Source organism: Flagellimonas iocasae (assembly GCF_042682725.1).
Classification (GTDB): domain Bacteria; phylum Bacteroidota; class Bacteroidia; order Flavobacteriales; family Flavobacteriaceae; genus Flagellimonas; species Flagellimonas iocasae.
Window position 1 is genome coordinate 237,368 of record NZ_JBHUHU010000001.1, and the last position, 22,707, is coordinate 260,074.

21 protein-coding genes are annotated in these 22,707 nt (G+C 42.5%); 5 read left to right on the plus strand and 16 right to left on the minus strand.

The window, feature by feature from the left end:
• Positions 1-3: 3 nt before the first annotated feature.
• The 11 genes from ACFSJE_RS01065 to ACFSJE_RS01115 form a co-directional block, all read right to left on the minus strand.
• A complete protein-coding gene (locus tag ACFSJE_RS01065) occupies positions 4-852 on the minus strand; it encodes a DUF4249 family protein (RefSeq protein WP_379829122.1) in 849 nt (282 codons plus the stop codon).
• A gap of 7 nt (positions 853-859) precedes the next feature.
• Positions 860-1,753: a DUF4249 family protein gene (locus ACFSJE_RS01070; protein WP_379829123.1), complete on the minus strand. Its 894-nt coding sequence runs from the start codon at positions 1,751-1,753 to the stop codon at positions 860-862.
• Positions 1,754-1,755: 2 nt separating this feature from the next.
• Positions 1,756-4,164: a TonB-dependent receptor gene (locus tag ACFSJE_RS01075; protein ID WP_379829124.1), complete on the minus strand. Its 2,409-nt coding sequence runs from the start codon at positions 4,162-4,164 to the stop codon at positions 1,756-1,758.
• A gap of 97 nt (positions 4,165-4,261) precedes the next feature.
• The gene (locus ACFSJE_RS01080; protein WP_379829125.1) at positions 4,262-6,484 is read right to left on the minus strand and encodes an NADP-dependent isocitrate dehydrogenase; all 2,223 of its coding nucleotides are present in this window, start codon (positions 6,482-6,484) and stop codon (positions 4,262-4,264) included.
• Between the two features lie 639 nt (positions 6,485-7,123).
• The gene (rplS, locus tag ACFSJE_RS01085; RefSeq protein ID WP_036385464.1) at positions 7,124-7,474 is read right to left on the minus strand and encodes a 50S ribosomal protein L19; all 351 of its coding nucleotides are present in this window, start codon (positions 7,472-7,474) and stop codon (positions 7,124-7,126) included.
• A 136-nt stretch (positions 7,475-7,610) separates the two neighbouring features.
• Positions 7,611-7,919, minus strand: a complete 309-nt coding sequence (locus ACFSJE_RS01090) for a hypothetical protein (protein ID WP_379829126.1) — start codon at positions 7,917-7,919, stop codon at positions 7,611-7,613.
• A 5-nt stretch (positions 7,920-7,924) separates the two neighbouring features.
• On the minus strand, positions 7,925-8,599 hold the full coding sequence (trmD, locus tag ACFSJE_RS01095; RefSeq protein ID WP_379829127.1) for a tRNA (guanosine(37)-N1)-methyltransferase TrmD: 675 nt from the start codon (positions 8,597-8,599) through the stop codon (positions 7,925-7,927).
• A gap of 27 nt (positions 8,600-8,626) precedes the next feature.
• Complete coding sequence (locus ACFSJE_RS01100) at positions 8,627-9,073, minus strand: GNAT family N-acetyltransferase (RefSeq protein ID WP_379829128.1); 447 nt, start codon at positions 9,071-9,073, stop codon at positions 8,627-8,629.
• A gap of 42 nt (positions 9,074-9,115) precedes the next feature.
• Complete coding sequence (locus ACFSJE_RS01105; RefSeq protein WP_379829129.1) at positions 9,116-9,724, minus strand: tRNA (guanine-N1)-methyltransferase; 609 nt, start codon at positions 9,722-9,724, stop codon at positions 9,116-9,118.
• A 117-nt stretch (positions 9,725-9,841) separates the two neighbouring features.
• A complete protein-coding gene (locus ACFSJE_RS01110) occupies positions 9,842-11,290 on the minus strand; it encodes a glyceraldehyde-3-phosphate dehydrogenase (RefSeq protein WP_379829130.1) in 1,449 nt (482 codons plus the stop codon).
• 132 nt (positions 11,291-11,422) lie between these two features.
• On the minus strand, positions 11,423-12,811 hold the full coding sequence (locus tag ACFSJE_RS01115) for a S1C family serine protease (protein WP_379829131.1): 1,389 nt from the start codon (positions 12,809-12,811) through the stop codon (positions 11,423-11,425).
• A gap of 133 nt (positions 12,812-12,944) precedes the next feature.
• Here ACFSJE_RS01115 and dapF point away from each other — a divergent pair, with 133 nt between their 5' ends.
• From dapF to ACFSJE_RS01135, 4 genes are all read left to right on the plus strand, one after another.
• Entirely contained in the window at positions 12,945-13,721 is a 777-nt protein-coding gene (gene dapF / locus ACFSJE_RS01120) for a diaminopimelate epimerase (protein ID WP_379829132.1), read from the plus strand.
• A complete protein-coding gene (locus ACFSJE_RS01125; RefSeq protein WP_379829133.1) occupies positions 13,715-14,248 on the plus strand; it encodes a GNAT family N-acetyltransferase in 534 nt (177 codons plus the stop codon). Before dapF ends, ACFSJE_RS01125 begins: the two co-directional genes overlap by 7 nt.
• Positions 14,238-15,281, plus strand: a complete 1,044-nt coding sequence (gene mltG, locus ACFSJE_RS01130; RefSeq protein ID WP_379829134.1) for an endolytic transglycosylase MltG — start codon at positions 14,238-14,240, stop codon at positions 15,279-15,281. The genes ACFSJE_RS01125 and mltG overlap by 11 nt, the downstream gene beginning before the upstream one ends.
• Before the next feature lie 160 nt (positions 15,282-15,441).
• Positions 15,442-16,086 (plus strand): hypothetical protein, encoded by a 645-nt coding sequence (locus tag ACFSJE_RS01135; protein WP_379829135.1) that lies wholly within the window; start codon positions 15,442-15,444, stop codon positions 16,084-16,086.
• 47 nt (positions 16,087-16,133) lie between these two features.
• Here ACFSJE_RS01135 and ACFSJE_RS01140 read toward each other — a convergent pair whose 3' ends face one another.
• The 3 genes from ACFSJE_RS01140 to dnaA are packed head-to-tail and all read right to left on the minus strand — an operon-like array spanning position 16,134 to position 18,770.
• Entirely contained in the window at positions 16,134-16,874 is a 741-nt protein-coding gene (locus tag ACFSJE_RS01140; protein WP_379829136.1) for an SAM-dependent methyltransferase, read from the minus strand.
• 4 nt (positions 16,875-16,878) lie between these two features.
• Positions 16,879-17,331, minus strand: a complete 453-nt coding sequence (locus ACFSJE_RS01145) for a low molecular weight protein-tyrosine-phosphatase (RefSeq protein ID WP_379829137.1) — start codon at positions 17,329-17,331, stop codon at positions 16,879-16,881.
• A 14-nt stretch (positions 17,332-17,345) separates the two neighbouring features.
• On the minus strand, positions 17,346-18,770 hold the full coding sequence (gene dnaA / locus ACFSJE_RS01150) for a chromosomal replication initiator protein DnaA (RefSeq protein WP_379829138.1): 1,425 nt from the start codon (positions 18,768-18,770) through the stop codon (positions 17,346-17,348).
• A 202-nt stretch (positions 18,771-18,972) separates the two neighbouring features.
• Here dnaA and ACFSJE_RS01155 point away from each other — a divergent pair, with 202 nt between their 5' ends.
• The gene (locus ACFSJE_RS01155) at positions 18,973-19,371 is read left to right on the plus strand and encodes an acyl-CoA thioesterase (RefSeq protein WP_379829139.1); all 399 of its coding nucleotides are present in this window, start codon (positions 18,973-18,975) and stop codon (positions 19,369-19,371) included.
• 308 nt (positions 19,372-19,679) lie between these two features.
• Here the strand turns inward: ACFSJE_RS01155 and ACFSJE_RS01160 are convergent, their stop codons facing one another.
• A complete protein-coding gene (locus ACFSJE_RS01160) occupies positions 19,680-20,291 on the minus strand; it encodes an IMPACT family protein (RefSeq protein ID WP_379829140.1) in 612 nt (203 codons plus the stop codon).
• A gap of 167 nt (positions 20,292-20,458) precedes the next feature.
• Entirely contained in the window at positions 20,459-22,549 is a 2,091-nt protein-coding gene (locus tag ACFSJE_RS01165) for a BspA family leucine-rich repeat surface protein (RefSeq protein WP_379829141.1), read from the minus strand.
• Positions 22,550-22,707 lie beyond the last annotated feature (158 nt).

Here is a 22,707-nt window from a genome sequence, read left to right on the forward strand (position 1 = left end):
AAGTCACTCAATAGTAATGGTCTGGGAATACTCTTGAACCACTGCAAAGTAACCTAAAGCAAATTCATTGGGAATATTCACGTTGTCAAAGAAATCGATGTTATCCAATTCGGTTACATCAAAGATATTTCCACGAACTGTGGCTGCAGGAGTTTCAAATACCCCAAAATTGTCCTCTGTTTGCTCAATGAGTAGGTTCATGTAGTTGTAGAAAGATTGGTCTGCACCCAAAATTTTAACGGTGAGTTCTTCACCTGGCTCAAACTTTTTGTCGTAGAAATAGGAAAATTGGAATTGTTGTCCTTGGATAAATTGATCATCCACAGTTGTAAAATTTCCCGAACCCATATCAAACACGTAATAATTGAGTCTATCGGGATTATCAGTAAACGTAATAATGACCTCAGTCTCATCTTCGTTGAACAACGTGTCATCCCCAATTTCCACGGCGTCAATGGGTACCGTTGGGATGTATGTTGTGCTGGCATAGTAGCGTTTGTCTTCCCAAGTGATTTGCAATAATATTTCTTCACCTTCAAGGCTTTCCATATAGTCGCGTGATCGTATGCCTTCATAAATCCCAGAACCGGGATTGTTATAATCCACCAAAACGGCACCTGCAAGTGTAATCTGCTCCAAATTGGTCACAGGTATTTCACCAAAGAAGGAATTGGTAAGGCTTACTTTAACCTGTATATTCACGAAATCTGTGCTTGGATTGACGCGCACCAGGGCGTTTACAATAAGTCTGGGCTCTTCTTGGGGAACATCTACTTCAACAACGTCCTCGCATCCAATAACCATCAAGAGAACGCCACTGAGTAACGAGTATTTTAGAACACGTAGTTTCAAAATTAACTTATTGTATCGTTAGGTTGCTTGAAAACCCCTGTACCACCGCAAAATAGCCCAGGGCAAAGTCGTTGGGCCGTTCCACGTTATCAAAAATATCGATATTGTCCAATCCGGTAATATCGAACACATTCCCCCGGACCGTAGCGACGGGCGTCTCAAACACACCCCCATTATTCATAGTCTGTTCCACCAACAGGTCTATATAGTTGTAAAAATCTTGGTTTGCTCCTAAAATGCTAACGGTTACTTCTTGACCCGGTTCCAGGTTGTCATCATAGAAATAGGAAAATTGAAATTGTTGTCCTTTAAAAAAGCGATCTTCCAAGGCCTGAAAATTTCCGAAATCAAAATCAAACACATAATAATTGTCCCGATCTGGGTCATCAGTGAGGGTAACGATTACTTCAGTCTCATTTTCATCAAATAGCGTATTGTCTCCTTGTTGCAAATTATCCAAAGGAACTGCTGGTGCATATTCGGTGCGGGCATAGTAGTTTTTTTCCTTATGGGTGACTTGTAAAACAAAAACGGTCCCGGGTTCGGCACTTGCGGTTCTAATCCGCTGATCCGATGAAAAATTAGGGTCTGGGACATAAACTCCGGTGCCGGGTTCTTCCTCGGTCAATGAAGAAAAGGCAAACTCCCCAAACTCCCCAAACTCATTGGGCACCCCATAGGCAATTACAGCGCTTTCCACTTGGGTAGGTGGATTGTCCTCAAAGAAATTGCTGGTTTCCCGCATGCGTATACGAACATCGATGAACTGTTGACTTTTATCCACACGCAAAAGACCATCTACAATAAGTCTAGGTTCGGTTTCTGGCAATTCTACGTCTACAACATCCTCACAAGATGCAAAGAGCAAGATGATTCCTATGACAAAGATTACTTTTTTCATGGTTAGAATCTAAAGTTATAGGTTACGGCTGGGATAATGCCAAAAATTGAAGTACGTATGGCCTCGTTCCGCCCTGTGTCCTCATTTTCCCTAAAGTTGATGGATGCCGCATTTTTTCTGCTATACAGATTGTAGATGCTAAAGACCCATTCAGATTGAACCTTTTTACGCTGGTTCCGTTTTGGTGTCAAGATGGCGGAGACATCCAGTCTATGGTAATCAGGAAGTCTTTCCTTGTTCCGAAGCCCATAATATGGCACGGTTAGACCTTCAAACTCAAATTGCCCCACAGGATAATTGGAAGGTTGCCCGGTCTGAAAGATAAAATTGGTGTTAAAGCTCCATTTCTCATTGAGATCATAACTTCCATAAATGGAAAGGTCATGGCGCTTATCATATGGTGTGCTGTACCATTCTCCTAGATTGATTCCCGTCTCAAGGTCTGAACGCCCTGTATCTATTCCTAGGGCTCTTAGATCTCTGCCAGGGGTTCGTTGCTCAGATTTAGACCAGGTATAGGCCAACCAGCCCTTAAGTCGACCTTCATTCTTTCGTAATAACAATTCCACGCCATATGCCCTGGCCTGCCCATTTAATATGACCCTTTCAATGGCATTGTTGGCAATTAGGTTGGCACCGTCTATATAGTCAATTCGGTTGGCGATGTCCTTATAGAAACCTTCGGTCTCAAAACTGTAATCGCCACCTTTAATGTTCCTAAAATATCCCACCGCATATTGATCCAATAATTGAGGTTTTACAAATGGACCGCTCGGTGTCCACACATCCAATGGGGTGGGGGAGCTGGTGTTCGACAATAGATGAAGGTACTGTGCCAACCGGGTGTAACTGGCCTTTACTGAACTCTTACCATTAAAATTGTATGAAGCGGAGACACGTGGCTCTAAATTGAAGAATTTTTTCAATGTGCCACTTCTTCCAGGACTCAGGGTATCAATGGGTTCTGCTTCACGATAGACCAGCGCAAAGGGATCGAACAAAACAGGATTGTTGTTTTCATATACATAAAACTCATCCTGTCCAAAGCGGTTAAATTGGCTGGCGCGAAGGCCGTACTCCAGGCTTAAATTTTCTGAGACCTGATGTTCAATATCGATATAGATAGCATTTTCATTGGCGTATTTTTTGGTCAACTGTTCTTCCAAAATGCCGGAATCTGGACTGTTGGGCTTTATTTTTCCAGGATTGAAGACGTAGTAGGTGTTATTGAGACCGTAATTGAGCTGTAGCTTATCGTTTATATAATGTTTAAGGTCATACTTTAGGTTGAAGTTTTGGATGCCAGAATCCCACTCAAATCCCACAAAATCAAGCTCTAGGCCATAGTAATAATCAGAATAGATGAGAGACAGGTTTGAAAACAACCTATCTGAAAACAAATGGTTCCACCTGAAATTACCTACGGCATTTCCATAGGTGTTCACGAAGCGATCACTGATGCTGAACAGGTCACGCCCAAAGTAACCTGAAAGAAAAATGTTGTTCCGATCGTTGATTTTATGATTTATTTTGGCGTTCAGATCATAGAAATAGGCTTTGTTGTCCACATCGAACAGTGGAAGGAACAAATGTGCATAAGACGCCCTTCCACCTACTAAAAATGCCGTTCTATCTTGCTGGATGGGTCCTTCCAGCAATAGTCTACTCGCTACCGCTCCAATACCACCATTGACCTTAAAATCCTTGCTGTTCCCTTCTTTTTGAAAGATTTCGAGTACGGATGAAACTCGACCACCATAACGGGCAGGAATACCTCCTTTGAACAGTTTTACATCTTTGATGGCATCTGGATTGAAGACCGAGAAAAAACCAAACAGGTGCGATGAATTAAACACAGTGGCCTCATCCAAAAGAATAAGGTTTTGGTCCGTGGCCCCTCCTCTCACATTGAATCCGGAGGACGCTTCACCGGCGTTGGTAACACCTGGCAGGAGCAATAACGATTTAATGACATCCGCCTCTCCCAATACCACAGGAATCTGTTTAATGGTCTGTACGGCCATGGTGTTGACACTCATCTGCGGTTTTCGGATGTCCAGACGTTCAACATCATCAGTGACCACAACTTCTTCCAGTTCTTCAGCTTCTTCGAGCAGGCTGAAATCCCGTTTTGTATTGGCGTTTAGATTGATGGTTTGTCGAATATCCTGAAAACCCAAATAACTGACCACCACGTTGTATTCCCCTTGAGGAAGGGTAATGGAATAAAAACCATACTCGTTGGTGGTAACGCCGGTATTGATTTCAGGAAATGCAATGGTGACTCCTATTAAAGTCTCGTTGCTGTTAGCCTCGGAAATAGTGCCACTAAGCGTAAACTTCTGCTGTGCCTGGGCAAGAACACCAAAAAGGAGTAGGCCAAGGCTGAGGACAAAATGTCTAGTCGGCATTTGTTAGATTTTCCTAAAAATACACATTATATGCTTAGGTGGAAAAACTAAAAAAGCCCTGTGCAATACTTTTTTGCTGAACAGGGCTTGTATCCTTTTATCCTATGGAATTCAGGATGTTATTGAATGTTTCACTAGGTCGCATGGCATGGGAAGCCATACCAGCATCGGGCAGATAATATCCGCCGATATCCACGGGCGACCCTTGGGCATCAATCAATTCTTGGGCGATTTTGGCTTCATTGGCGGACAAAGCTTCAAACACTTTTCCAAAAGTTGCTTTTAATTCCTCGTCCTCATTCTGATTTGCCAATTGTTCGGCCCAATAAAGTGCCAAATAAAAATGACTGCCTCTTGTGTCCAGTTCGTTAACCGTTCTGGATGGGGACTTATCGTTATCCAAGAATTTTTCAGTTGCTTTATCGAGGGCATCTGCAAGCACCAAAGCTTTTTGGTTTTTGTTCTTTTCACTGTAGAATTCCAATGAAACCCCAAGGGCCAAGAATTCACCCAATGAATCCCATCGCAAGTGACCCTCTTCCAAAAATTGTTCAACGTGCTTTGGAGCTGACCCACCTGCACCAGTTTCAAATAGACCACCACCGTTCATCAAAGGAACAATGGAGAGCATTTTGGCACTGGTACCGACTTCCAAAATAGGGAAGAGGTCGGTCAAGTAATCCCGTAGAACGTTTCCAGAAACTGATATGGTATCTTTTCCATCCTTTAGGCGTTGAAGCGTAAACTTGGTAGCTTCAATCGGAGATAAGATTCTAATGTCCAATCCTGTGGTATCGTAATCCTTAAGGTATAGATTTACTTTTTTCATCAATTCAACATCGTGTCCTCGGCTTTCATCCAACCAGAAAACAGCAGGCGTATGCGTGGCTTTGGCTCTTCCAACGGCCAGTTTCACCCAATCTTGAACGGGCGCATCCTTAACTTGGCACATTCTCCAAATATCACCTTGCTCTACGTTGTGCTGAATCAGACTTTCACCTGTTGACTGGCTCACAACCTTCACCACACCATCAGATGGAATTTCAAAAGTCTTGTCATGCGAACCATATTCCTCCGCCTTCTGAGCCATTAACCCAACATTGGGAACGGTTCCCATGGTGGATGGGTCAAAAGCGCCATTTTTCTTGCAGAAATCGATGGTTGCCTGATAAACTCCGGAGTAACTACTATCAGGAATGATGGCCTTGGTATCTTGAAGCTTTCCATCTTTATCCCACATTTTACCTGAATTTCGGATCATGGCGGGCATAGAGGCATCAATAATGATGTCTGAGGGTACGTGAAGGTTGGTAATTCCTTTTTCAGAATTTACCATAGCCAAATCGGGTCCATTGTCAATGGTCTTTTTAATGGCTCCTTCAATTTCTTTATGTTGATTTTCTGGAAGCTTTGCGAGCTTGTCGTACAAAGTCTCCAAACCATCATTGGGGTCAACACCAATTTTTTCCAAAGTGGCCCCATGTTCTTTGAACAATTCCGAGAAATACACTTTAAGGGCATGTCCAAAAATGATAGGGTCAGAAACCTTCATCATGGTCGCCTTAAAATGCAGGGACAATAACAAGTGATTTTTTCGTGCATCAGCAATTTCTTCGGTCAAGAAATCCACCAATGCTTTCTTGCTCATTACGGTGGCATCGATGATTTCACCTTTTTGCAAAGCAAGATTATCTTTTAAAACGGTTGTGGAACCGTCGGCACTTACCAATTCAATGCGAACTGAATCGGCATTGGACAATGTAAGGGATTTTTCATTCGCCCTAAAATCACCATGCGACATGGTTGCCACATGGGTCTTGGAATCTGACGACCATTCACCCATGGTATGTGGGTTTTTCATGGCGTAATTTTTTATGGCCTTTGGAGCCCTTCGGTCAGAGTTGCCCTCGCGAAGTACTGGATTTACAGCACTTCCTTTGATTTTATCGTATTTGGCCTTGATGGCTTTTTCTTCATCATTTTTAGGCTCGTCCGGATAATCGGGAAGGTTATATCCCTTTTCTTGTAATTCCTCAATGGCTTCTTTTAATTGTGGAATGGAAGCACTGATATTGGGAAGCTTAATAATGTTGGCTTCTGGTGTCTTGGCCAATTCGCCTAAAATGGCCAGGTCATCTGAAACTTGCTGGTCTTTATTTAGATATTCTGGAAATACAGCAGCAATTCTACCGGCCAAAGAAATGTCCTTGGTCTCGATAGTGATTTTTGCGGTTTCTGTATAAGCTTTTACAATGGGTAGGAAAGATAATGTAGCTAAGGCTGGTGCCTCATCTGTTTTCGTATAAAAAATTTTGGCCATTTAAATGTATTTGTTTGAGCGGTGCAAATATACGATTTATGGATGGTGAAATAATAAGGAAAATCTAAAAGTAAGAGGGAAAAGGTGAGAATTTTTTAAAAACAAAAGCCATATCCATGTGCGAACATTGATATGGCTTTCTTTAAAGGACTAAAAGACTTGTCTTGTGTTGCTACAAAACCACAATCCTGAGATTGCTTACGCCTGTTGCCCTTTAGACGTTTACTTTACTTGATTTATTCAATTTCACAACCAAACTTAATCCTGCAAAGTGTCCTGATAATTTCCTAAATCTTATCAAAACGGGAAATTGCTCTCCCATCCGCACATAAAATTCACGAACTCTCCTTGTGGTCCCACCGAAGTGCTTCCTCAATTTGAAATTCCTTTTGTGATCAGTAGTGTTACCAATTAAAAGGGAAATTTTCAGTTTTTAAAGAACGTCCACTTTAAAACGAAACATGATTTTGATTTTCACCACTCTCATATTTCTTCCACTAAAGTAGTCCAAAGAATGGAATACGCAAATTTTATAACCGATTAAAAATCAACAATGTATGAACCGATGTTATCAACAATTGTTCATAAAAAAAAGCACCTTTTAAAGGTGCTTTTTTGTTCGGTATGAGGAGATAAATACTATCCTCTAACTTCTTTGATACGGGCCTTTTTACCGGTAAGACCTCTAAAGTAGAAGATTCTAGATCTACGTACTTTACCTTTTTTGTTTACTTCAATTCGCTGCAATGCGGGCATGTTGATTGGGAAGATTCTTTCTACCCCAACGGTACCGGACATTTTACGAATGGTGAAAGTTTCAGTGGCACCGCTACCTCTTCTTTGGATTACAACTCCTTTAAAGAACTGGGTACGGGTCTTTTCACCTTCCTTAATTTCATAGTACACAGTAATGGTGTCACCAGATGAAAATTTTGGAAATTCTTTTTTTGGAACAAATTCGTCTTCAACAAATTTTATTAGGGATTCCATGGTTTAATTTTTAATGTTTAGCAAGACCAACTTTCACGTATCTCGTCAGAGGTTGATTTTGAGATTGCAAAAGTAATGCAATATTTAGAAATAGCAAGGTGTTTTTTGTTTTTTGAATAGCCAAATCTTCCGGAGGCTATTTTTTCACCTGCTTTGCCGCAAATAATAGCAATCCAATGGCAAAAAGAATGTAGGGGAGAGGCGTTAAAATACTGCCCAACGCATTGGTGTTAAGGACTGATTCAGGTCCTTCTTGGGCAGAGAAAGTGCTCAAAAGTAGAAAACCAAGCCCGAGTATGATGGATAGCACACTACCCGAAAACATGAGCACCGTACCCAGATTCCGTTGTTTCAACAACAGAATGCCGCAGGCCAAGACCACAATCAATTTTCCAAGTGCGTTTAAACCGCCGCCAATCATAAAATAGGCTTCATAGTTTTCCATAGCATTTACTTTAAAAGGTCAGGTCTTCTTTTTTGTGTGCGTTCCAAGGCTTGTTCCTCTCTCCATTTTTCGATTTTGGGAAAATCCCCACTCAAGAGAATTTTTGGAACTTCCAATCCTTTGTATTCTGCCGGACGGGTATACACTGGTGGCGCCAAGAGATTATCCTGAAACGTATCGGTAAGGGCAGAGGTTTCATCATTCAACACCCCGGGAAGCAATCGAATGACTGCATCACACAAAACCGCAGCGGCCAATTCACCCCCGGAAAGCACATAATCCCCAATGGAAATCTCACGGGTTACATGCATGTCCCGCACGCGCTGGTCCACACCTTTATAATGTCCACATAAAACAATGATGTTTTCTTTCATGGAAATCTGGTTCGCAATACCCTGATTCAGCGTTTCACCATCTGGGGTCATATAAATAACTTCGTCATACGCCCGTTCTGCCTTCAGTTGGGAAATACATTTATCAATAGGCTCTATCATCATCACCATTCCGGCGCCACCACCAAATTGGTAGTCGTCCACCTGTTTGTAGTTTCCCGAGGAGTAATCCCTTAGGTTGTGCAGATGCACTTCAACCAAATCCTTTTCAATGGCTCTTTTTAAAATGGAAGCCTCAAACGGGCTCGCCAATAACTCTGGTAGTACTGTTATAATGTCTATCCGCATGGGTGCAGCTGAAAATACGTAAGTTGATTAAGTTTTGGAATTTCTCCAAAAGTAGTGAATGTAGTCCGTATCATTCTTCCAATCCAAACGCTCGTATAATTTTTGGGCAGGATTGTCCACCGCCGTTTCCAAGGCCAATCCCTTAAAGCCAAGTTCTTGGCAGTGCAATTTAGCCTGATTCAACAATGCTTCCCCAACACCTTTCTTCCGATGGTTGGGAGATATAAACAAATCGTTTAGAATGTAGGAGGGTTGAAGGGACACGGACGAAAATGTCTTGTACAACTGCGTGAACCCTATTGGCTCTTGGTTTTCCAGGGCGATAAAAATCGCCGTTTCGTTTTTTGAGAACCGTTCTTTAAGAAAATTGCGGGCCGATTCCTCATCCGACGGCTGCTTGTAAAACACCCGATATGCATCAAAAAGGGGAACAACGAGTTCCAAATCTGCGATGGAGGCCTTTTTAATGGTCATAGGGTCTAAATTTTAAAAGGCTCCCTTTCGGAAGCCTTGACTTTATTTTTTCTGCTTGTTCAACTCGTCCTGTAACTGACGGCTTATCTTTTGCTCTCGCTCCAAAGATCTTCTGCGATGTTGTTCATATTCCTGTTCCAAGTCGGCTAAAGCCGTTTTGGCCTGTTGGGTCAAGAAGTTACTATTCTTAAAGCGGTAAATAAAGAACAATAGGAACAACAACAACGCAAAAATGATGGACCAAAGAATAAAATTGTAGGTCCCTTTACTGATCAGGGCTCCAAAAAAGGAAATACTGTCCTTCTCTTCGGTAACGTTGTTCAGTTTATTGGTGGTATCCTGCAACTTGGCATTAAGGTCTTCAATCTCTGCTTTGTTAGCGGTTATGTTGGCCGAAAGGTCTTTTATAGACCCATAAGCCGTGTTGATAGTGTCAAAAACATTGCTCTTTATCTCGTTAAGGGTAGACAATTTAATGACTTCATAAGGAACACCATTTCCAGACCTGTAATTGGTGGATTGTCGTTCCATGACCTCAAACTGACCTTTTATGGTCATGTCTTGGGGCTCATCGGAATTTTCCTCTTGTGCGAAGGATGAAAAGTAGGGTGCAAGTAGGGCAACTGCAATTAAAATTCGTAAATGCTTCATGGTCAATATATTCTCGTAAATAATTTAGATTAAGGGTAGGGCGAAATTACACCAATAAACCTAAAATTAAAAGAAAAACCCATTTACTAGGCTTGTGTTCCCGCTTTTCCCAAATCTTTAGTAGTAGGTATAACGCCTAACTTTGGCAATATATTTCGCTAATCGGATAACTTGATGGGAATAACCATACTCGTTATCATACCATATATAAAGCACCACACTTTTCCCGTCGGCCGAGACAATGGTGGCCTTGCTATCGTAAATTGATGGGGCAGAGGTGCCTACAATATCCGTGGAGACCAATTCGTTGCTCAATGAATATTTGATTTGCTCCACCAAATCGCCTTCGAGCGCATACTTTTTTAAAATGGTATTGATGCTCTCTTTGGAAGTCTTGTTCTTTACCTCTAAATGAAGTATGGCCAAAGAACCATTCGGTACAGGTACCCGTATGGCATTGGAGGTCAATTTTCCCTTTAAAGAAGGAAGTGCTTTGGCCACAGCTGAACCGGCTCCAGTTTCCGTAACCACCATGTTCAACGCTGCAGCTCGTCCTCTGCGGTATTTGCTGTGCATATTATCCACCAAATTCTGGTCATTGGTATAAGCATGTATCGTCTCCAAATGTCCCTTTTTTATACCGAGAGAATCCTCGATTACCTTCAGCACAGGGGTAATGGCATTGGTGGTACATGACGCGGCAGAGTAGATTTTGGTTTTGTCTGGGTCAAATTCGGTATGATTGACACCGTGTACAATATTGGGTATCTCTTTTCCGGGAGCGGTGAGGAGCACCTTGCTTGCACCTTTGGACTCCAGATGTCTGGAAAGTGCCTCTTTATCCCGAAACGCTCCAGTATTGTCAATGATTAGGGCGCTATAAATTCCATATTTGGAGTAGTCAATATCCTCAGGTTTGTCCGCGCTGATGAACTTTACGGTGGTGCCGTTGATGATGAGCGCTTGGTTCTTGGCATCCACGTCCACGGTTCCCATAAACTGTCCGTGAACCGAATCAGTTTTTAAAAGAGCGGCGCGTTTTTCCAGTACATCTTCACTTAAATCCCCACGAACCACCACCGCTCGGAGGCGTAGTTGACTCCCTCTTCCTGTTTTGGCCATAAGCTCGCGTGCCACCAATCGACCAATGCGACCAAAACCATAAAGCACTACGTCTTTGGGTTTAATTTCTTTGGTCTGCTGGGCATCTTTGAGTTTATCAAGAACAAATGCCTTTACATTGAGATGGGTATTGTCATCGGAATGATATTCGTAAGTAAGTTTTCCAATATCCAACTTGGCAGGAGGGAGGCTGATGTCATTTATCGCCCGCAAAATCTCCACCGAATCAAAAATGGAGATGGGTTTCTGAACAAATTCACCAGCATACTCATGTAGGTTGATGATGTCACTGACATTCTTATCAATGATTTGATTTTTAAAGAGCACCACCTCAATGGCCTTGTCGTACCAAAGGTCGCTGATAATTTTGATGAATTCTGTGGTTGCTTTTCGTCTATCTGCCTGAAAAGCAAGCTCTTTCTCATAGGATTTGATGTCTCCCATAGTCGTTTGTTTGTTATTGTTTAGTAGTTGCAGCGGCTAAATTAGCTATTTTCAAACGTTTTCGTAAAAGAATAAAGACATAAAAAAAGCACCTGTAAGCAGGTGCTTTTAAGTTTGATTTTGTCACTTTTATTAGAAGATCATGTGTTCCTTTTCACCATTTTCATTGATCATGGTAAAACTGGTTCTTCCATATTTGGTGACTTTTCCAAATTCTTCCTTTGCATCGTCAATATTGTTGACCTCAGTGTCATTTACGGCAATGATCACTTTGTTCTTAAGGTTATATCGACTATATCCTTCAGGCACATCAATAATCTTTACACCTTTGGAGATGCCAAACTTTTTCTTGTCTGCTTTGGAAAGATTTTTTACCATAAAACCTGCGGCAGGAAGAATAACGGTTTCCTCTTTTTTAAGGGTCACATTTTTGGTGATGCTCTCACCATTACGGTCCAATTTAACCTTTACAACATCGCCTGGCCTTTTGGAAGCAAGATATCCTGTGAGTTCCGAGAATTTGTGAATTTCAATGTTATCCACTTGTTTAATAATATCCCCGGACTGCAAACCGGCTTCTTCGGCCCCAGAATCTTCAGTTACCGAATACACATAAACACCTTCAATTTCATTTAGCCCTTCTTCAATGGCTTGTTGCGAGTTAACGTTGGCAGCGGAAATCCCTAAAAGTCCTTTTTGTACATCTCCATACTCCATGATATCCTCAACCACTTTTTTGGCAGTATTGCTGGGAACCGCGAAGGCATAGCCCACATAGGAACCGGTCTGGGAGGTTATGGCAGTGTTGATCCCAATCAAATCCCCATTGGTGTTGACCAAAGCACCACCACTGTTTCCAGGGTTTACGGCAGCATCGGTCTGGATAAAGGATTGACTTCGGCCCAATGAACGTGCTTTGGCGCTCACAATTCCTGCGGTAACGGTAGAGGTCAGGTTAAACGGGTTTCCAACCGCAAGCACCCATTCCCCAATCTTGGCATTGTCTGAATCTCCGAAAGCCAAATAAGGGAGTGCGTCCTCCGCATCAATCTTTAAGAGAGCAATGTCGGATTCTGAATCGGCCCCGATGACCTCTGCATCATACGTTTTATTATTGTTTAGGGTAACCTGCAATTGGCTGGAGTTGGCAATGACGTGGTTGTTGGTCACAATATAGCCATCAGGGGAAATGATCACCCCGGAGCCTGACCCCACCTGAGGGGTTTGCTGGCGTTCAAATCCGTAGAAGAAATCAGAAAGGCTGCTCGGCCCTTTGCTGATGGTCAAGTTTTTTACGTGGACCACGGAATTTACCGTTTTTTCTGCGGCCAACGTAAAGTCAACCTCATTGATTCCAGCTCCACTGGCCGAAGTCGGTAGATTGCTTGTGGTGATAAACGGATTTTCCTGTTCGGCGGCTACCCATTTATAATTGTCTTTTTCAAAAAATAATTTGTAGGATCCCAGTGTAATTGCGCCTGCAAATACGGACACTAGGAGCAAACTGGCTATTCTCTTCATAATTCGATATTTTTTTAACATTCAGTTTGAACAAAATTAAAAGAATTCATTTTTTGACTTTGTCGGTTTAACTCCCTTTTAACTGCAAAAATTTCCTTAAAGAATACGCTATTTTTGTTCCTTTGTAGGGATTATGAAATTGCAGTTTTTTAAATATCAAGGAACGGGAAATGATTTTGTCATCATCGACAATCGTCAGGATATATTTCCCAAAAACAATACCAAACTGGTAGCACAGCTGTGTGATAGGCGGTTTGGCGTTGGTGCGGATGGGTTGATTTTACTCGAGAATGACAAAATGTCGGACTTCAAGATGGTCTACTACAATGCGGATGGAGGAGAAAGTACCATGTGTGGTAATGGCGGTAGATGTTTGGTGGCTTTCGCCCATTTCTTGGGGGTCATCGGAAATGAAACCACCTTTGTTGCTGTTGATGGATTGCACGAAGCCACTATTGAAGGGGATTTGGTCAATTTAAAGATGGTGGATGTCGATGAAATTCGCGAGAAGCCTGCGTATGCTTTTTTGGATACAGGCTCTCCACACCATGTGCAATTGGTGGAAGAGCTGCAAAAATTTGATGTCCATAAGGAAGGTGCGAAACTGCGTTATGGTTTATATGGAAAGGCAGGGAGCAATATCAATTTTGTGGAACAGGAAGGTTCAGATGCGTTTCAAGTGCGTACCTATGAAAGAGGCGTTGAAGATGAAACGTATTCTTGTGGCACAGGGGTTACTGCTGTGGCCATTGCCATGCACAAATTGGGTAAAACCAATTCCAATACCGTAAAAATCACTACCCCAGGGGGTGATTTGTCCATCAGTTTTGAACAAAACAACGGGCACTATACCAATATTCATTTAAAGGGACCGGCCATTCAGGTCTATAAAGGAGAGATAGAATGTTGAACCTAAAAGGGAAGCAGGTATATCTAAGGGCTTTGGAGCCAACTGATTTGGATTTTCTCTACCAGTTGGAGAATGATACAGCCATTTGGGAAATCAGCGGCACCCTAAAACCCTATTCCAAAAAAGTGCTTCAACTGTATTTGGAGAATGCCCATCGGGATATATATGAGGTAAAGCAATTGCGTTTGTGCATCTGCAACTCGGATGATGTTTGCATAGGTCTGATTGATTTATTCGATTTTGACCCAAAACACGGTCGTGCGGGAATGGGCATTGTCATTTCCAATCCATCAGACCGAAACAAGGGTGTGGGGGCAGAGGCCATTGAATTGCTGTGCAACTATGCATTCACCACCCTGAATTTGCATCAGTTGTATGCCAATATTTTGGAGGACAATGAACCAAGTATCCATTTGTTTGAAAAAATGGGCTTTGAAAAAGTGGGCACTAAAAAAGAATGGATTCGCACCAGTGCAGGATTCAAGAATGAAATTATGTTTCAAAAGATAAAGACGAATGAATCTTAAAAAAGTACTTTGGGCTACCGCTATTTTAGGTCTTTTGATCTGTGGATTCATCGCCTACCAGATTTATAGCGCCATTTTCAGTCCCAACACCCAGTTCAATAATACGGAAGCTTTTGTGTTTATCAAGTCGGATGACACCTTTTCAGATGTCAAAAATTCGTTGGAGCCTCTATTAAAAGACTTGTCCACTTTTGAGGCTGTGGCCCAGCGCAAAGGGTACATCAACAATATTAAGGCAGGTAAGTATGCCCTGAAAAAGGGGATGAACAACAACGAAATCATCAATACCCTGCGCAGCGCCAATGTACCGGTTGATGTTTCCTTCAACAATCAAGAGTCACTAGCGTTATTGGCCGGGCGTGTCTCTGAACAAATTGAGGCGGACAGTCTTTCCCTGCTTCAGGCCTTCAATGACCCTGGTTTTTTGAATGAAACAAAGTTTGATGAGGACAGTAAACTCGGAATGTATCTGCCCAATACCTATGAATTCTTTTGGAATACCAGCGCGGAATCTTTTAGAGATCGCATGTTGAAGGAATATCAACGTTATTGGAACGAGGAGCGATTACAGAAGGCAAAGAACCTTGGGCTTACTCCCGCTCAGGTGATTTCATTGGCAGCAGTTGTGCAAAAAGAAACCGCAAAGGTGGATGAGCGTCCTCGGGTGGCCGGAGTGTACCTAAATCGAATTAGAAAAGGAATTCCCTTGCAGGCGGACCCCACGGTTATTTTTGCCATTAAAAAGCAAACAGGAAATTACGATACCATTATTAAGCGCGTATTGTATCGCGATTTGGAAATGGATTCCCCCTATAATACCTATAAATATGGCGGTGTTCCTCCAGGCCCGATCACCATGCCCGATATCTCATCCATCGAGGCGGTTTTAAACCCCGAAAAACATGAATACCTTTATTTTGTAGCTGATGTTTCCAATTTTGGATACCACATGTTTGCCAAAACTTTGGCGCAGCACAACCGAAATAAGGTGCAATACATTCAATGGTTAAATTCACAAAAAGTGCTTCGATAGTGTTCTTTACCGTTTATTTACAGCGGTTTAACGGATTTTAAGCCTTATTTAAGAAAATCTTAGGAGCTTTAGGCAAGCCTTTAACATGACTCCCCCTATATTTGCCGGCCAAATTGATTTTTGATACGTATATAGTATCGAGATCACAAATATGAACATTATGAAAAGATGGATAGGTTTTATACTACATCTTGCCATGATTGTAGTTTTGACAAGTTTTGGTACGTACACCGTATTGAAGAAAGTGGATGTGGAGGTTCCAGATGCACTGAAGGTGACAACGGACTTTGAAACACCTGCTCCCAAGGACTCTATCGCGTTCTCTGGTGAAGTACAGATTGCCCCTCCCTTTTTAGGAAAAGCCTACAATGGGTTTAAAGATGCCCTGGCTTTCAAAGAATCCCAAGGTAAATACCATGTGGTGAACACATTGGGCTACATGGGGAAATATCAGTTTGGGGGAAACACCCTCCATTTGATGGGCGTATATGATGTAGAAACTTTTTTGAACGATCCCATATTACAGGAAAAAGCCTTTGATGTTAACGTAGCCAGAAATAAATGGATTCTACGGAGAGATATTAAGCGTTTTACGGGAAAACGAATCGGTGGTGTTGAGGTTACCGAATCGGGGATTTTGGCCGCAGCTCATTTGGCTGGAGCCGGAAATGTAAAGAAGTATTTACGTTCTTATGGACAGGAGGATGTTTCAGATGCGTACGGAAGCAGCATTTCTTACTACATGAAAAAATTCGCGGGATACGATACTTCCAAGATTCAACAGCGGAAGGATCCCAAAATATAGTGGCAAGGTAACAATTAGCGAAAGCCCAGAATTTATTCTGGGTTTTTTTATGCCTGAATGATATAGATGGTAGGTCTTTTGTCGAGGTCAATATTGATTTCACTCCACTCATGGGCACTCATGGTCTTAATGAACTCAGTAGGTAGGGTAATATCGCAAGCAATGCACAATCGGGTGGTTTTATGCAATATTTTAACCAGCTCTTCAAGCAATTTGTTATTTCGATAAGGGGTTTCCATAAATATTTGGGACTGTCCCTTTTCGCGGGAAAGGTGCTCCAAACTTTTAATTACGGCCTTACGCTCCTTGTTGTCTATGGGTAAATAGCCATTAAAAGCAAAGTTTTGTCCGTTCATTCCACTGGACATCATGGCCATTAGAATAGATGAGGGACCCACCAAAGGAACCACTTGAATTCTTTTTTCATGCGCCACACGAACCACCGAAGCTCCAGGGTCCGCAATCCCGGGGCAACCCGCCTCGGACAATACACCAACATCGTATCCGTGAATGCAGGGATCTAAAAACGAAGGAATTTCTTCTAATTTGGTATACTTGTTCAAGCTTTGCATGTGCAAGCTGGGTTGTGGCTTGCTGGGACTCACTTTTTTGATGAAACGTCGTGCCGTCTTTTCATTTTCCACAATGTAGTGGTCAATTTTTTCAATGGTTCCCTTTAGGGAAATGGGCAATACTTCCAATGGTGCATTGTCACCCAAAGTGGTGGGAATCAGATATAATTTACCGACCACCAATCCTGGTTTTGGCTGTTCCTGCGTTTCTTCCATACGGTCAATTTAGTTTTTTCGCAATTGCCTCGCAAGCCAAATCAATCATTTGATATACATCCTCAAAACCATCTTCCCCTCCATAATAAGGATCCGGAACCTCATTGATGCCCACATTCACCTCACTCAACAAAAGTTTTACTTTATGGGCTTCTTGTGAATTATTAGCCAAGCTGGCAATATCGGAAAAGTTGTTCCGGTCCATCACATAAATGAAATCAAACGACTCAAAATCCATTCTGGAAAACCGTCGACATTTTTGTAGGCTGATATCCAACCCATATTTTTTGGCCACAGCGACCGAACGTGGGTCGGGAGGATTTCCAACATGATATCCCGCGGTACCTGCCGAATCAACATAGACCTCGTTGGGGTCCACTTTGGATTTTAGAATACCTTCGGCCAATGGTGACCTGCAAATGTTGCCCAAGCAGACCATCAAAACTTTGGTTTTCATTAAAAAAGAAGGGATTAAGAGAACTTTTTGCTAAGGTCCTCGATGTATTTTCTGAATTGCTTATCGGTCTCTGCAAGGTTATCCACCGTTTTGCATGCGTGGAGCACGGTGGCGTGATCACGCTTCCCAATTTGTGAACCGATACTGGCCAAAGAGGCCTTCGTGAATTTTTTGGCAAAGAACATGGCCAACTGTCTGGCCTGAACAATATGACGTTTACGGGTCTTGGATTGAAGCGTGGCCACATCCATTTCAAAATAGTCGGATACTACTTTTTGGATATAGTCGATGGAGACTTCGCGCTTGGTATTCTTCACAAATTTTTCCACCACCTGTTGGGCCAATTCCAAAGTGACCTCCCGCTTGTTGAAAGAGGACTGTGCAATCAATGAAATAATGGCGCCTTCCAGCTCCCGAATATTGGTCTTGATGTTTTTGGCGACATGATCAATGATATCTTCGGGCATTTCTACACCATCTCGGTACAGTTTGCTCTTTAATATGGAAACGCGCGTCTCATAATCCGGGCTCTGCAATTCAGCGGAAAGTCCCCATTTGAATCTGGACAACAAACGCTGCTCAATATCCTGCATATCCACTGGAGCTTTGTCCGAAGTCAAGATAACCTGCTTACCATTTTGGTGCAGATGGTTGAAGATATGGAAGAACACATCTTGGGTTCCAGATTTACCGGAAAGGAACTGCACATCATCAATAATGAGCACATCTATCAACTGGTAAAAGTGGATAAAATCGTTACGGGTGTTCTTCTTTACCGACTCTATATATTGTTGGGTGAACTTCTCCGCAGAGATGTACAACACCGTTTTTTCTGGATATTTATCCTTGATTTCAACCCCAATGGCGTGTGCCAAGTGGGTCTTCCCCAAACCAACGCCCCCAAATACCAATAAGGGGTTAAAGGAAGTTCCTCCAGGCTTGTTGGCTACCGCCATTCCAGCGGAACGTGCCAAACGGTTGGAGTCTCCCTCCAAGAAATTATCAAAATTATAATTGGGATTGAGTTGGGACTCTATTTTGATGTTTCGAATCCCAGGGATGACAAAGGGGTTTTTTAACTCGGGACTTTTGGAGGTAATCGGCACATCCAATTCTTGGGGGCCGACGGCGGTACGGTTGGCACTTGGAATCTGTTCGGTGAACGGTTCCTTGTTTCCGTACTTGTTCTCCATTTTTATGATGTAAATGAGTTTTGCACTGCTTCCCAATTCCCGGGTCAAGGCCACCTTTAAAAGCTTCACATAATGCTCCTCCAACCACTCGTAAAAAAACTTGCTGGGAACCTGAATGCTGAGTGCCTTGTCTGTTAACTTGATGGGCTTAATAGGTTCAAACCACGTTTTGAATGCCTGCGGTTGGATGTTATCCTGGATAAATGCCAAACAGTTGTTCCATACGGAATTAGCAGTAACACTCATGAAGTTTTTCCTTGTTTTATTGGTTAGCTTTAATACTTAAGATTAAACATCTAAAGGATAGCAAGATGCTTATTGGATGGGACAAATATGTGAACAAATCTTTTAAAAAAAAAATCATTTTGTCATTGAAAGTTTTGTTTTTTTTTCGCATGTTGTCCTAGCATCAAGCAAGCCTCTAAATATATAATTTTTAACGTAAAGTATGGGGTTAAATTTGTATTCTTTTCGGGTAAGGTACTCAGAAACTGACCAAATGGGTGTGGTTTACCATGGTAACTATGCCCAATATTTGGAAATGGGTAGAGTGGAATGGTTACGAGCCCTCGGAGTCACCTATAAGAGCATGGAAGATAACGGAATCATGCTACCCGTAATATCATTACATATTGACTATAAAAAGTCTGCACTATATGACGATTTGATCACTGTGGAAACTCAGTTGAAAAACAAGCCCATGGTCAAAATTGAGTTCGAGTACAAGATCTATAACGAAGCGAAGGAGCTTTTGGCCACCGCCCACACCGTTCTAGCCTTTATGGATAAAAAAACGAACAAACCCATTCGCTGCCCAGATTATATTTTGGAAAGGTTGGATTTTTAGAGTTCAGAGTTCTGAAAGTTGCATAGTTGGTATTTGTTGATTTGCTATTTGATAGTCGCTTAATGTTAATTCAAAATTGTCATTCTAAGTCTAGCGAGGAGAGTTGTTTTTTCAGTACGACTCTAATTAGCCGAATTTTCACGAATGAACTTGAGCTTGGTCTTGGCTCTTTATTCTTAGTTCAGGTAAAAGTTAAAGGAGGAAAAATTTTTATTATTGGATTGCTGAGATTGTTGGATTGCTGGATGTTTGGAATTTGTTGATTTGGAATTTGTTGATTTGAAATTTGTTGATCTTTCCCATAACCCTTAACCCTTAACCCAAATATTCACCTCCTGCATCTCCCCAAACAGTTGTTGAATATCTTCAGCTTCACTGAGCCGCACTGAAATGACCAACTCACAATCCATTTCCATTTTTTGGGAAACAATGTTCAGATTTTTTTGTTTGATGGCACGCATCACCTTGTCCATTTCAGGATAACCAAAGTTGAGTTTGAATTGTGATTCCACCACACGTTCCATAATATTGGCATTTTCTAGCGCCATCTGAGCGGCGGTCCGGTAGGCCTGAATCAACCCACCGACCCCTAGTTTGGTGCCTCCAAAGATTCGGGTGACGGTTACCAAAATATTGGTCACATCAAAAGATTGAAGCTGCCCATAAATGGGCATTCCTGCTGAATTGTTGGGCTCGCCATCATCATTGGCGCGGTAGGAACGCGCTTGGGCTCCCAATTGCCAGGCATAGCACACATGATTGGCGGTGTGGTGTTTTTTCCGAAGTTCCTCAATGAAGGGTTTTACGTCATCTTCGGATGCTATGGGAAAGGCTTGGGCAAAGAATTTACTTTTCCGGTCTTTGTAGAGGATTTCTTCCGAAGGTTGGGTAATGGTTTTGTAAACGTCATTTTTTTGCATTGCCACAAAACTATTGATTACCGCCCAGATTTCAATTACCAGACATCTGATTTCAGAAATCTGACTTCTGAGTAAAAAAACACCGAGAAGAAAAATTCCCTCCCGGTGCTAATTATGAAAAACCCAATCTCTATAGTTTTTGCATGGGCTTAACCACCCGCATGCACTTAATTACAATTATAGGCATCCCCAGTGATAGTCCATCCTTTGTTGATGCCGGTAAGATACGATCTCTCATTTAAAGCGTTACAAAAAGTTAGTCCTGTTGCTCCTAATGCAATGTTTGCAGGTGCATTGGGGCCAGACCAACCTATTAAGGTGTTATCATAATTGGTTCTTGAAAGCCCAGAATTGTTGAGCATATTGCTCATATTCGTAACACTGCTAATGTTCCAGGCGCCCAAATTTTGGTTAAAAGCTGAAGCACCAGAGAACATCCCTCGCATATCTTCTACCGCACTCACGTCCCATGCTCCTAAACTTTGATTGAACGAGATAGCGTCGATGAACATGTATCGCATTGTGGTTACGGAACTTACATCCCATCCACTGATGCCACGGTTGAACGAACTAGCGCCATTAAACATAGAATCCATATTGGTTACATTTCCCGTTTTTAATCCCCAACCATTGAGAAATCCATTAAAGGCAGTGGCGTCATTGAACATGGCCTGCATGTTGGTCACATTACTTACATCCCAAGAATTAAGGTTCTGGTTAAACAAGGTGGTACCGCTAAACATGAAACTCATATCTGTAACTTTGCTGACATCCCATGCACTGATTCCATTTCCCTCAAAAGCAATATTGTCCTTGAACATTGAAGTCATATATGTTACATTCCCGGTCTCCCAACCACTGACGTCGCCGTTAAAATTGGAAAATCTGAACATGTCGACCATACTTGTGGTCTGTGAAAGATTTGGGACATCCGTAGCGTTGTATAGGAAAAATGTATTGTTAAATGTACTTTCAAAAGATTTCCATTGAATGTCCCCCCATTGCTCCAAACTTTGAAACATACCAGGGTAGTATATATCGAAGTATGGAAATTCCCCTTTTATAGCCATGGTAAAATCGCTTGCGGTTCCGTAGGTGTGTTCAAAATAAATGCCGTCACTGTCAATAAACTCTGGGGTCTCTTCCACGGTGCCATCGCCCCAGTCCACGATAAAGTCATAGGTATATGTTTCGGGATTCACTTCAATGGCCACTTGTAGAGCATCATTAGCTGTTTCCCATGTGGTCACAAACCATTCGGGGTCGGTCGCCTTGTCCTCAAAGCGGTCCAGTACAGTAATGGTGATGTTGGCCTCCACCAGATTGCCATTATTGTCGTCCACACTTACGGTGATTTCATGGAGATCATCGGTCTCTTCATCCAAACTCTTGCCGTCAGCCAAGCTTAGTTTACCATCCGCAGTGATCTCGAACAGGTCATTGTCATTTGTTGTTATGGCAAAAGTAAGTGCATCTTGTTCGGGGTCCGTCGCTAAAACGGTACCGATCACCACATCATCCGCAATGGTCTCTGCGGCCTCAAAGGACTGTGCTACAATGATTGGCGCTCCGTTGGCCTCGGTCACTGTAATGGTAATCTCCGCTTGGGCAGCAGTGTTGCCATCGCTCACACTAACGGTTATGGTATGCTCTGGGGTGGCAAAGTCAAGACTCTCCCCGTCGCCCAGTTTCAGTCCACCAGTTGGTGTGATGTCAAAATGCCCAGAGTTGTCCTGAACCATGGAAAAGGTCAGATCCGCTTGGTCGTTATCCGCATCTGCGGCGACCACGGTGGCAAAGATTTCGGTATCGGCGATGTTCTCGGCCACTTCAAAGCTTTGGGCCTGGATCACCGGGGTCTCATTGGTGGCCACCGCTTGGGTGACATTAATCGTGAAATTGGCCTTGGTCGTTACAGTACCATCATTTACACCAATGCTTAGCGCATGGCTGGACTTGGTGGTAGCATTCAATGTCTTTCCAGCGGTGAGACTTAGGGCACCTGTAGCTGAAATCTCGAACAGGTTATCGCTGTTGGTGGCAATGCTAAAGGTAAGGGTGTCATCCGTATCTACGTCGGTGGCAGTCACCGAGCCGATCACAAAGGTATCGCTGATGTTCTCCGCAACGGTGAATGTTTTTGTGGTGTTCGTTATCACCGGGGCGGTGTTGTCAGGAGCGGAAGGACCATCGTCTTTACCACAGGAAAATACGGTCAGCACAAAAATGACCAGATAAAGCAATTTTTTTTGATTCATGGTATTGGGTTAAAAGTTTAATAGGGCAATTTCCCAATTGTCTTTGCCTTTTATAGGGGTGAATTGATGGATGATGGTTTTGGATTGATGGATCTTAAGTCAGAAGTCAGAAGTCAGAGGACAGCAGTCAGATGTCTGATGTCAGAGATTGGAGGACC

Bases quoted from the DNA above. Each gene is read 5' to 3' on its own strand.
- ACFSJE_RS01070 (WP_379829123.1), bottom strand. From the start codon at position 1,753: ATGAAAAAAGTAATCTTTGTCATAGGAATCATCTTGCTCTTTGCATCT.
- ACFSJE_RS01075 (WP_379829124.1), bottom strand. From the start codon at position 4,164: ATGCCGACTAGACATTTTGTCCTCAGCCTTGGCCTACTCCTTTTTGGT.
- ACFSJE_RS01080 (WP_379829125.1), bottom strand. From the start codon at position 6,484: ATGGCCAAAATTTTTTATACGAAAACAGATGAGGCACCAGCCTTAGCT.
- rplS (WP_036385464.1), bottom strand. From the start codon at position 7,474: ATGGAATCCCTAATAAAATTTGTTGAAGACGAATTTGTTCCAAAAAAA.
- ACFSJE_RS01090 (WP_379829126.1), bottom strand. From the start codon at position 7,919: ATGGAAAACTATGAAGCCTATTTTATGATTGGCGGCGGTTTAAACGCA.
- trmD (WP_379829127.1), bottom strand. From the start codon at position 8,599: ATGCGGATAGACATTATAACAGTACTACCAGAGTTATTGGCGAGCCCG.
- ACFSJE_RS01100 (WP_379829128.1), bottom strand. From the start codon at position 9,073: ATGACCATTAAAAAGGCCTCCATCGCAGATTTGGAACTCGTTGTTCCC.
- ACFSJE_RS01105 (WP_379829129.1), bottom strand. From the start codon at position 9,724: ATGAAGCATTTACGAATTTTAATTGCAGTTGCCCTACTTGCACCCTAC.
- ACFSJE_RS01110 (WP_379829130.1), bottom strand. From the start codon at position 11,290: ATGGGAGACATCAAATCCTATGAGAAAGAGCTTGCTTTTCAGGCAGAT.
- ACFSJE_RS01115 (WP_379829131.1), bottom strand. From the start codon at position 12,811: ATGAAGAGAATAGCCAGTTTGCTCCTAGTGTCCGTATTTGCAGGCGCA.
- dapF (WP_379829132.1), top strand. From the start codon at position 12,945: ATGAAATTGCAGTTTTTTAAATATCAAGGAACGGGAAATGATTTTGTC.
- ACFSJE_RS01125 (WP_379829133.1), top strand. From the start codon at position 13,715: ATGTTGAACCTAAAAGGGAAGCAGGTATATCTAAGGGCTTTGGAGCCA.
- mltG (WP_379829134.1), top strand. From the start codon at position 14,238: ATGAATCTTAAAAAAGTACTTTGGGCTACCGCTATTTTAGGTCTTTTG.
- ACFSJE_RS01135 (WP_379829135.1), top strand. From the start codon at position 15,442: ATGAAAAGATGGATAGGTTTTATACTACATCTTGCCATGATTGTAGTT.
- ACFSJE_RS01140 (WP_379829136.1), bottom strand. From the start codon at position 16,874: ATGGAAGAAACGCAGGAACAGCCAAAACCAGGATTGGTGGTCGGTAAA.
- ACFSJE_RS01145 (WP_379829137.1), bottom strand. From the start codon at position 17,331: ATGAAAACCAAAGTTTTGATGGTCTGCTTGGGCAACATTTGCAGGTCA.
- dnaA (WP_379829138.1), bottom strand. From the start codon at position 18,770: ATGAGTGTTACTGCTAATTCCGTATGGAACAACTGTTTGGCATTTATC.
- ACFSJE_RS01155 (WP_379829139.1), top strand. From the start codon at position 18,973: ATGGGGTTAAATTTGTATTCTTTTCGGGTAAGGTACTCAGAAACTGAC.
- ACFSJE_RS01160 (WP_379829140.1), bottom strand. From the start codon at position 20,291: ATGCAAAAAAATGACGTTTACAAAACCATTACCCAACCTTCGGAAGAA.
- ACFSJE_RS01165 (WP_379829141.1), bottom strand. From the start codon at position 22,549: ATGAATCAAAAAAAATTGCTTTATCTGGTCATTTTTGTGCTGACCGTA.